17 protein-coding genes are annotated in these 13,643 nt (G+C 63.2%); 5 read left to right on the forward strand and 12 right to left on the reverse strand.

Annotated features, from left to right (window positions below; all coding sequences use genetic code 11):
- Window positions 1-65: 65 nt before the first annotated feature.
- The 9 genes from AC56PL_RS09345 to AC56PL_RS09385 all read right to left on the reverse strand — a co-directional run bounded on the left by AC56PL_RS09345 (window position 66) and on the right by AC56PL_RS09385 (window position 8,720).
- Entirely contained in the window at window positions 66-1,268 is a 1,203-nt protein-coding gene (locus AC56PL_RS09345) for a thiolase family protein (RefSeq protein WP_497153667.1), read from the reverse strand.
- Entirely contained in the window at window positions 1,261-1,683 is a 423-nt protein-coding gene (locus tag AC56PL_RS09350; protein ID WP_495513440.1) for an OB-fold domain-containing protein, read from the reverse strand. The genes AC56PL_RS09345 and AC56PL_RS09350 overlap by 8 nt, the downstream gene beginning before the upstream one ends.
- On the reverse strand, window positions 1,680-2,909 hold the full coding sequence (locus AC56PL_RS09355; protein WP_497153668.1) for a CaiB/BaiF CoA transferase family protein: 1,230 nt from the start codon (window positions 2,907-2,909) through the stop codon (window positions 1,680-1,682). The genes AC56PL_RS09350 and AC56PL_RS09355 overlap by 4 nt, the downstream gene beginning before the upstream one ends.
- Complete coding sequence (locus tag AC56PL_RS09360) at window positions 2,906-3,337, reverse strand: cupin domain-containing protein (RefSeq protein ID WP_495513442.1); 432 nt, start codon at window positions 3,335-3,337, stop codon at window positions 2,906-2,908. The genes AC56PL_RS09355 and AC56PL_RS09360 overlap by 4 nt, the downstream gene beginning before the upstream one ends.
- A 51-nt stretch (window positions 3,338-3,388) precedes the next feature.
- Complete coding sequence (locus AC56PL_RS09365; RefSeq protein WP_497154280.1) at window positions 3,389-4,465, reverse strand: phosphotransferase; 1,077 nt, start codon at window positions 4,463-4,465, stop codon at window positions 3,389-3,391.
- A 204-nt stretch (window positions 4,466-4,669) separates the two neighbouring features.
- Window positions 4,670-5,704 (reverse strand): CaiB/BaiF CoA transferase family protein, encoded by a 1,035-nt coding sequence (locus AC56PL_RS09370; protein ID WP_497153669.1) that lies wholly within the window; start codon window positions 5,702-5,704, stop codon window positions 4,670-4,672.
- Window positions 5,701-6,657, reverse strand: coding sequence for a TIGR03564 family F420-dependent LLM class oxidoreductase (locus AC56PL_RS09375; protein ID WP_495513444.1), 957 nt, complete (start codon window positions 6,655-6,657; stop codon window positions 5,701-5,703). The genes AC56PL_RS09370 and AC56PL_RS09375 overlap by 4 nt, the downstream gene beginning before the upstream one ends.
- An 84-nt stretch (window positions 6,658-6,741) precedes the next feature.
- A complete protein-coding gene (locus AC56PL_RS09380) occupies window positions 6,742-7,143 on the reverse strand; it encodes a cobalamin-dependent protein (RefSeq protein ID WP_495513445.1) in 402 nt (133 codons plus the stop codon).
- Window positions 7,143-8,720 (reverse strand): methylmalonyl-CoA mutase family protein, encoded by a 1,578-nt coding sequence (locus AC56PL_RS09385; protein ID WP_495513446.1) that lies wholly within the window; start codon window positions 8,718-8,720, stop codon window positions 7,143-7,145. The genes AC56PL_RS09380 and AC56PL_RS09385 overlap by 1 nt, the downstream gene beginning before the upstream one ends.
- A 116-nt stretch (window positions 8,721-8,836) precedes the next feature.
- On the opposite strand from AC56PL_RS09385, the gene pcaC reads away from it, so the two are divergent.
- Window positions 8,837-9,229 (forward strand): 4-carboxymuconolactone decarboxylase, encoded by a 393-nt coding sequence (gene pcaC, locus AC56PL_RS09390; RefSeq protein WP_482137060.1) that lies wholly within the window; start codon window positions 8,837-8,839, stop codon window positions 9,227-9,229.
- Window positions 9,226-10,110, forward strand: a complete 885-nt coding sequence (locus AC56PL_RS09395) for an NAD(P)-binding domain-containing protein (protein ID WP_495513447.1) — start codon at window positions 9,226-9,228, stop codon at window positions 10,108-10,110. Before pcaC ends, AC56PL_RS09395 begins: the two co-directional genes overlap by 4 nt.
- Before the next feature lie 51 nt (window positions 10,111-10,161).
- On the opposite strand, the gene AC56PL_RS09400 is transcribed toward AC56PL_RS09395, so the two are convergent.
- Entirely contained in the window at window positions 10,162-10,347 is a 186-nt protein-coding gene (locus tag AC56PL_RS09400; protein ID WP_482137058.1) for a (2Fe-2S)-binding protein, read from the reverse strand.
- Window positions 10,348-10,362: 15 nt separating this feature from the next.
- Window positions 10,363-10,980 carry a fatty-acid--CoA ligase gene (locus tag AC56PL_RS09405; RefSeq protein ID WP_495513448.1) on the reverse strand — a complete coding sequence of 206 codons (618 nt, stop codon included), beginning with the start codon at window positions 10,978-10,980 and terminating at the stop codon, window positions 10,363-10,365.
- A gap of 155 nt (window positions 10,981-11,135) precedes the next feature.
- Here AC56PL_RS09405 and bfr point away from each other — a divergent pair, with 155 nt between their 5' ends.
- Window positions 11,136-11,615: a bacterioferritin gene (gene bfr, locus AC56PL_RS09410; RefSeq protein WP_495513449.1), complete on the forward strand. Its 480-nt coding sequence runs from the start codon at window positions 11,136-11,138 to the stop codon at window positions 11,613-11,615.
- Window positions 11,616-11,753: 138 nt separating this feature from the next.
- Window positions 11,754-12,419, forward strand: coding sequence for a chymotrypsin family serine protease (locus AC56PL_RS09415; protein ID WP_495513450.1), 666 nt, complete (start codon window positions 11,754-11,756; stop codon window positions 12,417-12,419).
- Between the two features lie 10 nt (window positions 12,420-12,429).
- Here the strand turns inward: AC56PL_RS09415 and AC56PL_RS09420 are convergent, their stop codons facing one another.
- On the reverse strand, window positions 12,430-12,606 hold the full coding sequence (locus AC56PL_RS09420; RefSeq protein WP_495513451.1) for a hypothetical protein: 177 nt from the start codon (window positions 12,604-12,606) through the stop codon (window positions 12,430-12,432).
- Between the two features lie 82 nt (window positions 12,607-12,688).
- On the opposite strand from AC56PL_RS09420, the gene AC56PL_RS09425 reads away from it, so the two are divergent.
- Window positions 12,689-13,642, forward strand: a complete 954-nt coding sequence (locus tag AC56PL_RS09425; RefSeq protein ID WP_495513452.1) for a helix-turn-helix domain-containing protein — start codon at window positions 12,689-12,691, stop codon at window positions 13,640-13,642.
- Window position 13,643: the final 1 nt, after the last annotated feature.

Raw genomic sequence — 13,643 nt, forward strand, 5'->3', positions numbered from 1 at the left:
GCTGGTAGCAGTAGAACATAGTTCCCGTGCGGGCGAGAGGTTAATTCTCAAATCCCTGGATACCGTCAGAATTGGTGATTCGAATATGCAACCGCCCCACCGAAATGCGGTGAGGAATGGCAGGCGAGAGCTGTTGTGACCCCGCCGCGCTGCCGGTCGCCGGCTCGGCCGGCAAGTTGCAGGTAACACTCGAGCATCTGCGGAATACCGTGCATCCGACCGTTTCCCAACGCGCCACCACCTGACAACGCCGGTACCGCTCCGGGATCGTCGCTGTCGATTCCCCCGGACTCGACAAATCGATGGGCTTCTCCGGGTGGACACAATCCGAGAACTTCGAGCCAGAACCACACGAATGGCGAAAACCCGTCGTAGACCTGCGGCAGATCGATTTCGGCAATCGGGATACCGATCTTCTCGCGCAGTCGACCGACCATCGCAGCGCCGCCGTCGAGGATGTCATCTAGGGGCCAGTGCGACGGGAGACGCCGCCTGCGCGGAGTTCCACCGGACCAGCCGGTGATGTAGACCGGCCGATTGGGAAGATCGCGCGCCCGGTCGGCGGAGGTCAGCACGAACGCGGCGACACCGTCGACCGGGATGTCGCAGTCGAAGCGACGTACCGGGTCGAACAGCTCTGGCGCCGAGAGATATTCGTCCTTGCTCAGCGGCCGGTCATACCAGTGGGACCAGGGAATTCTCGCGCCGTTCTTCCGCGCCTCGGTGACCACGGCCGCCATCGACTTCGCATCGGCACCGTACCGCTGCAGATATTCGTTGTACGGCAACGCGATCATGGCAAGCGGCCCGAAGAATCCCTGCGGTGCCGTCCACTGCTGGATGCCGCGAACCTCCTGCATCGGGTTGCCGTGATAGACACCCGCGGGATTGTGCAGCGCACGGTGGACGACCACGTACTCGGCGGCGCCGCTGATCAGCGCATTGACCGCGATGGCCATCGATCCGGTCAGCTGACCGATCCCGTCGAAGCCTGCGACGTAGTGCGGTTCGACGCCGAGGCGTTGCGCCAGCCATGCCGACGAGACAACGCTGACACCATCTTCCGGCCCGCGCCCACCCGAACTCGGCAGCAGACTGGCGCTGACGTAACCGTCGACCTGGTCGACCCGCAGACCGGCATCGGCGATCGCGGCCCGCACCGTGTCGACGGCGATCGCTCCGAGCGGCCGATCCGCATGTCGCACAATAGGGCTGTGCGCGAAGCCTGCGATCGCAATCTTGTTGCGCGCCAACTGCTCATCAATCATCGGCGAGCTCGAATTCCGGAACGGCGATACCGGGCGCCAGGTCCTCGAAGGCAACGACGACAGCCGTGCCGACCCGGAGCTGATCGGCGACACCATCACGCAGCCGACCGACCATCCGCAACTCGGATTGTTCGACGAGTTCGACGTCGACGAGCACCATCGGAAGCAGATCGGCAAACCCTGGCAGGAAGGACTGCCGAGCCACCGTCCACGATCGGATGGTCCCGGCGCCACTGACCTCGGTGAACTCGAAGTGCGGTTCTGTCGATCCGCAATGCGGACAGACACTGTCCGGCGGGAGCGCGAACATCTGACATGCTCGGCACCTGGCCATGACAAGACGGTGCTCGGCCGCCGCCGCCCAATACGGCGCTGACGATGCATCCGGGATCGGTAGCGGGCGCCCGGTTTTCACGGTATGACGCCTGCGCCGCTCAGACCGCCGATCTGGCTCCAGTCATATCCGAGTTCGAGCAACACCATCTCGGTGTGTTCGCCGTGCTCGGGTGCTCGCCGCAATTGCGGAGCCCGTTCGTTGAACTGGATGGGGACGGCAGGCAGGCGATAGACCTGCCCGTCATCGAGTTTCACTTCTCCGACATAGTCATTGGCGATGACCTGCGGATCATCGATCACATCGTGCACTGATTGCACGGGCGCCCATGGCGCGTCCAGGTCCGCCAGAATGCCTTTCCATATCTCGAGAGTGTGCGTGGCGAACACCTCGTCCAGCTCGGCGATGCAGGCGGCACTGTTGGCACGCCGCGCCGCCATGTCGGCAAACCGCGGGTCATCGACCAGGTCGCCCCGGCCGATGAGCCGGGCAAAACCCGGCCAATAGCGATCGCCCTGCAGGAACATCAGCTGGATGTGGCGCATGTCCTTGGTCCGGTAGGTCCCGGTCAACGGGTTGACCTGTGGCCCACGCCCACTCACGGCTTGGACATCACCGCCGTTGAGTGCTGCCAGCAGGTCAGACGACAACATCCACATCGCGGTCGCGAGCAACGAGACGTCGACCACCGAACCGGTTCCGGTCCGGTTGCGCTCCACAAGGGCCGATGCGATGCCGAAAGCCAATGCCATGGCCCCGTTTCGGTCCCCCATCGCACCTCGCTGACTGATGGGATAGTCGCGTTCGGTGGGTGTGAGGGTGTGCCCGACCCCGCCGCGGGCCCAGAATGCCGAACTGTCATAGCCGGGCTGATCTGCATCTGGTCCACGCACCCCGAAACCGTGTCCGCGCGCGTAGACCAACCCGGGATAGCGACTGCGCAGTGTGTCCGCATCGAGCCCGAGACGCGCCAGAGCGCCCGGTCGAAGACTGGTCAGAAAGACGTCAGCCGTCGCGAGCAGTTCGTGCAGAACCTTCAGTCCCTCTTCGCGATGCAGATCGAGCGCAACCGATCGCTTACCTCGATTGGCAAGTGCCATCGATAGATTCACACCGCCGCGTTCACTCCCGATCCCCTGTGTGGCCAGGCCCCGATAGGGGTCGCCGTCCAGTCGCTCCACCCGGACCACCTCGGCGCCACCGTCGGCCAGCAATGCACCGGCGACGGGAACGAACACCCATTGCGCCAGTTCCACGACCCGTATCCCCTCGAACGCACCGTTCCCGGCGCCTTCACCGACTGTCATCGGCCACCCTCCGTCTCGGCCGGGGCAACTCTGAGGTCAACGGCCGAAATGCGCTGGATCGCGTCCATGAGCTGCTGCAAGGCGTATGCGGGGTTGAACTCGAGGTGCTTGGTCGCCTCGGAATACTTCAGAATGTGTCCGGCGGGGAAGAAGTAGACCTCTCCCGGTCCAGCTGTCTCGTCGGGCCAGTCGGTGTTCGGGTAGGTCGCGGTGACCGCACCTTCGAGCACAAATCCGTAGTGGGGGCACATGCACACACCGCCGGGCAGGCCCGCCACGCGATACAGGTCTGTGCAGTCGCGTGCGCCCTCGGTGGCGGTGTAGCCGACCTCGAGATCTCCCCATTGAACTGAGTAGAAATGATCTTTGGCCGCCGGCCAGCGGCCGCCTCCGGCATTGGGCAGTTCATCAGGCTTCGCGTGTGGCACGGTTGCTCCGTTCCGATCGAAATCGATTGCAGTAGCGGGTATTTTGCATCCTCATACCGGTGCCACGAACAGGTCCGGTGTCAACGCGTCGTGGTCGGCGGCGGCGGTACCGAGCCGTCTCAGAAGTATCTCGATCAACCGCGGTTCGACCTTGGTCGTGATGCCCCACAAATAGAAACCACGGACGATGCCCCGCCTGACCGCGCGCCACGCCACATCGAATGTGGGCGGCTCCACGCCTTGACCGCGAAGGCAATCGAGGTAGTGCGCCAGGAGTTCTCGCTCATTGTTCCGCCGGTCGTCGACGGATAACGCGGTCGCGATATGGGTACCGACGTCCATGTACCACATCCCCCGTTGCACCAGTTGCCAGTCCAACAGACTCGGCGCACCCTCGGCGTCCAAGAACAGGTTCCCGACGTGGGCATCGCCATGGATCACGCACCAGTCCGACGACGCGTGCTCAGCGTCCAGAGCGTCGGCGAGGCCTATGTATGCCGCGACCAACGCCTCGGCATCGCGCACTGTTTCGGGAACACCAACACCATTCGGCCCGGCGAAGTTCTTTTCGATGTTGGCGGTCACCCCGTCAACCCCCCACGCGCGCATCGCACCCTTCAATCGTGGTGCCAGCCACGGAACGTCGGCCCACTGCGACTTCCCCCAGGTCGCAGCATGAAGCCGGGCAAACTGGGCCAGGCTCTGCGCAGTCTGGTCAGGGGTGAACTCGGCTGCCGCATCGAGAAATACTGCGCCCTGCTCGACGATGTCCTCGGTGATCACCACGCCGTGGCGCGTCACCGGGTCGAGATCGGCATAGACACTTCGCAGCGTCCGGATATCGACCTCGCCGGCGACGTCACGATAGAAACAAGCCTCGGGTTCGCCGACGAATCGCCGGTCCCGACCCTCCTCGTTGAAATACCCCTTGACGCAGAGCGCCGCAGGGAGGCCATCCGGGACGCCTCCGGCGCATTCGATGGTGAATCGAGCGTTGGTGGAGATCCGGTCCACGACCGGCCCCGGGGTCACGCCGGTCACTTCGATTCCAGGGAATCGGGGGGCGAGCGCAGACGTGAGCCACTCCGGGGACAGGGCTACGTCAAGGGTGTCGGGCACCGGGATCATGAGGCGCACACCGACGCAATATCGAACGATTCGCTACGGGAACCCAACACCGCGGCAGCGACGAATGCATATCGCCTGCATGACGTAGAACGTAGTTTCACCATGGAGCAGAATCTAATACTCACAACATGAGAATTGTGCGTTTTCAAAGAAATTCGCTACTGGCAATACCGCTCAACGTCACCCAGCAACGCGATAAGGAAACTAGCCGTGCTCTCCCAATGCAGGTGGCGCGCCGTATTCGGGTTCATACCCGGTGATCCGGATCGGACTGCCGACCAAACTGAATTGCCCGGCTTTCACCACCATTCCGGGATTTTCTGCCAATGCTTCGGGCAGGGTGCGGATCGCCGCGGCCGGAACCTGCAACGGACGAAGCCGCGCCTCCCAGGACTTCGCGGTGTCGGTGGCAAGGGCCGCAGATACGACGGCGAGAACCTCATCGCGGTTCGCGGCCCGCTCGGCCATCGTGGCGAAGCCCTCGATCCCGGCTTCGGTGGAGAAGGTCCGCCAGAATCCGTCGTGCGTGATGAACAGTGCCAGGTATCCGTCAGCGGTCGGAAAGAGCTGCGCCGGAACGTAGTACGAGTGCGCGCCATTGGGCATCCGGCGCGGTTCGGTGCCCTCGTTCAGATATGCCGATGCCCGATAGTTGAGCTGCGAGAGCATCACGTCGCGCAGCGACACGTCCACCTGTCCGCCTCGGCCGGAGATGATCTGGGCCAGCAAGCCAAGTGCTGCAGTCAGTCCCGTCGAATTGTCGGCGGCAGAGTATCCGGGCAGGGTCGGCGGTCCATCGGGATCACCGGTCAGCGATGCAACGCCGGTGACCGCCTGGATGACGTAGTCGAACGCCGGGTCGTCTCCCTGATCGAGGCCGTAACCGGTCAGTGCGACGCAGACAATCTTGTCGTTCCACTTCCGCAGTGCCTCATAGGTCAATCCGAACTTCCGGATCGCCGACGGCTTCAGATTGACGATCAGCGCCTGCGATTGAGCGGCGAGTTCGCCGAGTCGGGCTTGACCCGCATCAGTCGTGAGATCGAGACAGATGCTGCGCTTGCCGCGGTTGAGGCTCGCGAAATAGGCGTCGCTCACCTGCCTGGACAGATCGCCGGTGGTCGGTTCGATCTTGGTGACCTCGGCGCCGAGATCGGCGAGCATCATGGTCGCGTAGGGGCCGGCCAGAATGTGCCCGACCTCGAGGATGCGGATCCCCGCCAGGGGTCCAGAACTCATCGCAGATCCGCAACGAGCCCGGCAATCACGTCCCGGGTGCGGTACTTGGAAGCGATCAACTCGTCCCGGGTGTCACCGATGGGCAGCAGGCGCATCGACAGGTCCGTCACGCCTGCGTCCTCGAACTGCTTGAAGCGCTTCATGATCGCCTCTTCGTCGCCAACCGCACACAGGTCGCCGACGTCTTTCGCATTGCCCTGGTCGAGCAGTCGCTGATAGTTCGGAGAGACCTCGGCTTCGGCCAGGATACGGTTGGCCCTTTCCTTGGCCACCTCGACCTGCGAGGGCGCACACAGACAGACCGGAATACCGGCCACGATGCGCGGGGCACCACGCCCGGCCTTTTCGGCGGCAGCGGTGATCTTCGGAACCACGTGATCGGCCACCGCGCGCTCGTCGGCCATCCACAGGATGGTGCCGTCGGCGTGCTGGCCGGCGATGTCGAGCATGACCGGCCCGAGGGCCGCGATCAAGATCGGCAGCGGGGCCACCGGTCCGAGATCGAGTGGGTTGTGCACGTTGTACGTCGAGTTGACGACGTTCACATCACCCGGCGCTTTTTGCGCGGCGTTGAGAACCTCGAGATAGTCACGCGTGAGCCTGGCCGGCTTCTCGTACGGGAGGCCGAGCATGTCCTCGATGATCCAGTGGTGCGACGGTCCGACGCCGAGCGCCAGCCGACCCCCGGTTGCCGCATGTGCCGACAATGCCTGTCGGGCAAGGGCAATCGGATGCTGCGCCTGTAGCGGCACCACAGCCGTACCGATTTCGATGCGAGAGGTCTTGGTACCCATCAACGCAACGGTGATCAGCGCGTCGAAGTCGGTGGGGATCTGCGGCACCCAGGCCGTGTCCATCCCGGCTTCTTCGGCCCAGACGATGTCGGCCATCATCCGGTCGACCTTCTTGGCCGCGTCACCCCGCTCCGGACCGATCATCACCCCAACGCGCACGATACCTCCAAGTTTACGAAATTAGTTCTCCCACATGGCTTGCTGACTCATGTGGCAGTTTGGTCCTGGTTCTCCTCGGGCGGCCTAGCTCGGTGCCGTGGTACCCGTCAGTTCCCGCATACCGCTGACGAGCTTGTCGAGCGGGGTTGCCGTGGGGAACACGGCCGCCGCACCGATGTCGAGCAACTTCTGCACATCGGACTGCGGAATCGTCCCGCCGACAATCACTTTGATGTCTCCGGCGCCGGCCTCGCGCAGGGCGTCGACCACGCGCTTGGTCAGACCGACATGGGCGCCCGAGAGAATGCTCAGACCCACCACGGTGCAGTCCTCCTGCAGTGCGATCGAGACGATGTCCTCGATCCGTTGCCGGATACCGGTGTAGATCACCTCGAATCCCGCATCACGCAGGGTGCGGGCAACGATCTTGGCGCCTTTGTCGTGGCCGTCGAGACCGGGCTTGGCGACGAGAATACGGGCGGTCATCAGAACACCACCGGCTGCGAGAACTCGCCCCACACGTCTTTGAGCGCGGTGGTCATCTCTCCGACGGTGCAATATGCGTTCGCACAATCGATCAAGGGTTGCATGAGGTTTTCCGTTCCTTCCGCGGCTCGCGACAGCTGCGCCAGCGTGTTCTTCACGGCCTCGTCATCACGCTCGGCCTTGACCTTCGCCAAACGCTTGAGCTGCAACTCGCGCCCTTCGGCGTCGAGTTCGTAGGTCGCGATGTCCGGTGCTGCTTCTTCGGATGCAAAGCGGTTGACACCCACGACGGGGCGTACTCCCTGCTCGATGTCCTGATGGATCTTGTATGCCTCGTCGGCGATCAGACCCTGCAGGTAGCCGTCCTCGATCGCGGCGACCATGCCACCGTGGTTCTCCAGGTCGCTCATGATCTCGATGATCTTCTTCTCCGTGGCGTCGGTGAGAGCCTCCACGAAGTACGAGCCACCGAGGGGATCGGCGACGCGGGTGACGCCGGTTTCCAGAGCCAGGATCTGCTGGGTGCGCAGCGCCATCGTCGCCGACTCCTCGCTCGGAAGCGCGAAGGGCTCATCCCAGGCAGCGGTGAACATCGACTGCACACCACCGAGAACCGAGGCCATCGCCTCATAGGCCACGCGGACCAGGTTGTTCTGGGCCTGCGGTGCGTACAGCGAGGCGCCGCCTGCAACGCAGCCGAAGCGGAACATCGCGGCCTTCTCCGTCTTGGCGCCGTACCGTTCCCGCACGATCGTCGCCCAGCGGCGGCGACCGGCCCGGTACTTGGCGATCTCCTCGAAGAAGTCGCCATGTGTGTAGAAGAAGAAGGAGATCTGCGGCGCGAACTGATCGATGGTCATCCGACCGCGCTCGACAACCGTGTCGCAATAGGTGACACCGTCGGCGAGCGTGAAGGCCATCTCCTGCACGGCATTTGCGCCCGCGTCACGGAAATGCGCGCCGGCGACGGAGATTGCGTTGAAACGCGGGACCTCGGCGGCACAGAACTCGATGGTGTCGGCGATCAGTCGCAGCGACGGCTCCGGCGGCCAGATCCAGGTGCCACGCGAGGCGTACTCCTTGAGCACGTCATTCTGGATTGTGCCCGTGAGTTTTTCGCGGGGCACACCCTTCTTCTCGGCGGCAGCGACATAGAGGGCCAGCAGAATCGCGGCCGTGCCGTTGATCGTGAAGCTGGTACTGATCTTGTCCAGCGGGATGTCGGCGAACAAGATCTCTGCGTCCGCGAGGGTGTCGACCGCACAACCCACCCGGCCGACCTCGTCGGTGAACTCGGGATCGTCGGAGTCGTAACCGCACTGGGTCGGAAGATCGAGCGCCACCGAAAGTCCGGTGCCGCCCTGTCCGAGCAGGTACTTGTACCGCTCATTGGACTCTTCGGCGGTTCCGAAACCGGAGTACTGCCGGAAGGTCCAGAGCCGTCCGCGATATCCCGACGGAAAGTTGCCGCGGGTGAAGGGAAATTCGCCGGGAGCAGGCGGGGACGCCCCATCAGGATTCGGTCCGTACACCGAGTCAAGAGGGATGCCAGAGGAGGTTTCCACGTTCTCGTTCATTGTTGAATACCGTACTTGCAAAAAATGAGAATGCCAATACCATTTATCGTGAATGGTCCTTGAGCTGCTGCTCAACGCAGTGGCACGGACAAATCGGAGAGAGGACCGCACACCAGATGACCACCGACGCCACCCGCCGCGAGACCTATGACGCAGGTATGAAGGTTCGCGAGGAGGTGGTCGGGGCCGAGTACGTCGCACGCGCGGTCGCCGCCACCACCGACTTCACCCGACCGATGCAAGAGCTGGTGACCGAGTATTGCTGGGGCGCGGTGTGGACCCGCCCCGGACTCGGGCGCCGCGAGCGCTCGATGATCAACCTGGCGATGCTCACCGCACTCGGCAAGCCGACCGAACTCGCCGCCCACGTCCGCGGCGCGCTCACCAACGGGGTGACGCCGGAAGAAATCCAGGAGGTCCTGTTGCAGACCGCGATCTATGTCGGAGTCCCGGCTGCGCTCGAATCCTTCCGAGTGGCAAACGAAATCGTTGCGGAGCACCTCGCATGAGCACCAGTGAAAAGAACAAGGTCGCGTTCGTCGGCCTGGGCAACATGGGCGCCCAGATGTCGATCCGGCTGCTCGACGCCGGTTACGACGTCATCGGATTCGACCCGACCGAAGCAGCTCGCGAAGCCCTCGTCACCGCGGGCGGCAAGTCCGCCACCACCGCGGCCGAAGCCGTCGACGGTGCCGAATACGTCATCCTCATGCTGCCGAGTTCACGTGTCGTCGAGGCCGTACTCGGTGACGAGGCGGTACTGGCCGCACTGACTCCCGGCACCACCGTCATCGACATGAGCTCATCGGAGCCACTGTCGACGGTCGAACTCGCCAAGGCGGTCGAGAAGACCGGAGCAGTCCTGGTCGACGCGCCGGTCTCCGGCGGAGTTGCCGGTGCGCAGGGCGGGAAGCTGACGATCATGGCCGGCGGCACCGCAGAATCCGTCGCCGCGATCTCCGATGTGATGGCGCCGATGGGAACAATGACCCGCGTCGGCGACACCGGCGCAGGTCACGCCCTCAAATCGATCAACAACCTGATGGCTGCGGTTGGGCTCCTCGTCACCTCCGAAGGCGTGGCCATCGGACGGCGCTTCGGTCTCGACCAAGAGCTGATGGTCTCGATGCTGAACTCATCGAGCGGCCAGAATGCGGCCACGGATGTGAAGTTCCCCCGGTTCGTCATTCCCGAGACCTACAACTCGGGCTTCCGGATGGAACTGATGCTGAAGGACATGCGGATCGCCACCGGACTCGCATCGGCGATCGGTGTCCCCACCCCGCTCGGCGAACGAGCTGTCGAGGTCTGGGCTACCGCCGACAAAGATCTCGGTCCCGGAGCCGATCAGACCGAGATCGCGAAGTGGACCACTTCCCAAACCCGATAATGAGCCCTTTTGGCGCACGTTTTCCCAGGTGGACGCCGCCAGAACCCCACACTATCGGGGGGCGGTGGGCGACTGGGCGAAGTGCGCCTCGATGATTGCCCGGACGGTGTGCCGGCAGCGACCACAGTCGCGGCCGGCACCACAGGCGTTCGCGACCTCTTTGGACGTGCGCGCCCCATCGATCACGGCCTGCTCGACGACGTGACTCGTAACCCCTTGGCACAGACAGACATACATCGCGGGTACCTGCGACTAACCGATCATCTGTAGTTCCATGACCCGCTCCAGCTTTCCGACGAACAGCGGCGGGTACACGCCGACACCGGCGCCTTGCATCCATTCCGCGGCCGCGTCAGGCCGCTCGACCCAGGCGATGGCATTTTCTTCGGTGTCCAGTTCCACCAGGATCATCACTTCTTGGCGATCGTCGAAGGCCTGGTAGATCCAGACCCTGCGCACCCCGGCGGCAATGAAACGCCGCAAACTGACGCGCACCCTGTCCAGCAGAGTCGTCACGTCGTCCACCGGCGCGATGGCTGCGACGATCACCCCCGAATCCCCTGACGCAGGCGATTCGAGTTCGATTTTTTCGACGACATCGCCTGCGAACATCGGTGGAATTTCTTCGACCCCGGCCGCGTCGTACCAATCCATCACCGCGGGGCTGCGCAAGAGTTTGTCGATCGATCCCCGATCACGCAGTCCCAGCGTGGCGAACACGCGTTTGGGATCATGAAGCGCCCGGTAGACAACAAGGTGGTGGGCACCGAGACGAGCCAGCGAATCATTGTTCACCGCAAGGCGTTCCAGGATCCCGGCTTCGTCGGACACGGAAAAGTCCGCGGCCAGAATTCGCGAATGCTGGGTCATTTGAGCCCGTCCCTGGTGTCTGAGGTCTGTCATTGCCGGTCGAATCGCCATGCTACCGGGTAAATTGAATTCAGCGCGTGGGTTCATACAGCCCCACCAGGACCAGCCCTCCCGGTGTCTGAAAACACCCGCTTCTTTTGACGTGAGGAGAAACCATGCAAGGAGATCCCGAGGTTCTCAAACTGCTCAACGAACAGTTGACCAGTGAACTGACGGCCATCAACCAGTACTTTCTGCATTCGAAAATGCAGGAACACTGGGGATTCACCGAAATAGCCGCAACCACCCGCGCCGAGTCCTTCGACGAGATGAACCATGCCGAAGCGCTCACCAACCGGATCCTGCTGCTCGACGGACTGCCCAACTACCAGCGGTTGTTCTCGCTGAAAGTAGGCCAGACACTGCGCGAGCAATTCGTCAGCGACCGGGCCATCGAGGTCGACGTCATCAACCGACTGAAGCCGGGAATCGCGATGTGCCGTGAAAAACACGACACCACCAGTGCAATTCTGCTGGAAGGGATTCTGGCCGACGAGGAAACACATCTCGACTATCTCGACACCCAACTGGAGTTGATGGACACGCTCGGCGAGGCACTCTATCTCGCGCAGTGCGTGGCACGCCCTCCGAAGTGATCCGGGGCGGTCGCATGTAGGTCGCCGAGGCGACTTCGACGCACCCATGCTCTGCGACTACCCTCGGCTCCAAAGGCTATGACACGAGGGCCTGATACCGGGTCCTCGTGTCTTGGCCATGGTTCACGTGAGGAATTGATGTTCAAGAAGGTCGGCACGGTCATCGCAGCCCTGTGCGCACTACTCGCACTCACCAGCCTGGGGGTGTCGACCGCAACGGCGGCCCCGGCGAAGGTCGACCTCGGTGGTGGGTCCGGTCTCCTGTTCCCGGAAGCTCGGGGCGGATTCAGCGCCTGCACACTGACCGCCATCGGACACGATCAGAACAATGCCCTGGTCGGCCTGACCGCCGGACATTGCGGCGATGCCGGCACGCCGGTTCTCGCAGAATCAGCCAGATCCGCAGGGCACATCGGCCAGATCACCTACACGAACGACGTCCTCGACTACGCGATCATCCGGTTCGATGCCGCCAAGGTCAATCCCGTCCAGCGAGTCGGCGGCGTGACGATTCGCGGACTCCGCACGCAGGAGCCGCAATTCCTCGAACTCATGTGCAAGGAAGGCCGCACCACCGGCAATACCTGCGGCGTCACCTGGTTCTCGGACGGTTTTGCGCACTTCAGTCAGATCTGCGTTGTCGAGGGCGATTCCGGTAGCCCCGTGGTCGTCGGCGACCGCCTGGTCGGCATGGTCAACGCTTACTACTTCTTTGGCTGCATCGGCCCGGAGACCGGCACCAACATCAAGCCGATCCTCGACGACATGCGCCAGCGCGGCGTCACGGACTTCCGGGTCGTCTGACCTCTGGCGGTCACGAACTTTCAGATTCCGCCCACCTCTGCGGCCTCCCCAACCCGATCTCGGTATCGGCACCGAAGGGAGCCCGTGGCAGGTGGGCGGTTTTCATTGCGTTCCGGTAGATCGCGACAAAGGCCGCGACCAGTGCCACGCCGAGTAGGGCTGCGATTATCACGGCTTCGATTTCCATGTCCGAAACTATGCGCCCGAAAAGATCAAGCCAACAGTGGCCAATTTGACGGCTATCGCAAATTTTCTGCCATAATTGTTTCGTGTTGAAATCAGTCGCGATCATCCTGCAAGAACCGGTGGCAGCGTTCGAGTACGGCGTCGTGTGCGAGGTCTTCGGTGTCGATCGAACTGACGAGGGCGTACCTCGGATGGATCTTCGGGTGTGCGGGATAGAACCGGGCAAACCACTGAACTTCACCACCGGCGCCCAGATCGTCCCGACCTACGGACTCGACGCCTGCGCCGACGCCGATCTCGTGGCGATCCCGGCCGGCCGGCTCAGCGCCGACTACCCCGAAGAGGTACTCGATGTCCTCCGCGCGGCCGACAAGCGGGGCGCCTACATCCTGTCGGTGTGCACCGGAGCTTTTGTGCTCGCCGCCGCCGGACTACTCAACGGAAAGTCAGCCACCACCCACTGGCGGTACGGCACGCAGATGGCCGAACTGTTCCCCGAGGTCCACATCAACACCGATGTCCTCTACGTCCAAGAGGACAACATCATCACCAGTGCAGGCACGGCCGCCGGTATCGATGCCAGCCTGCATCTGATCCGGACCGAACACGGTCCGGTCGCGGCAAACAAGATCGCCCGGCGGATGGTGGTACCTCCGCACCGCGATGGCGGGCAACGTCAATTCGTGAAAGAGCCTGTCCCCGAATGTGACAACGATGGATTCGGGCAGGTCCTCGGTTGGATGCTGACCAATCTCGACACCGACATAGCCATCGCCGACATGGCCGCAAAAGCACATATGTCGCCGCGCACATTTGCCCGCAGATTCCGCGACGAGGTGGGCACCAGTCCGCTTCGATGGCTCACGGAACAACGGGTGCTGGCCGCGCAGGGATTGCTGGAGTCGAGTGATCACGGCATCGAGGAGATCGCACGGCAGGTGGGATTCGGTTCGGCAACACTGCTGCGTCACCACTTCTCGACTGCTGTGGGCATCACACCCACCGCGTTCCGGACCCGTTTCGGCTGCGTCGGCTGAC

This window comes from Williamsia sp. Y721, assembly GCF_059683565.1.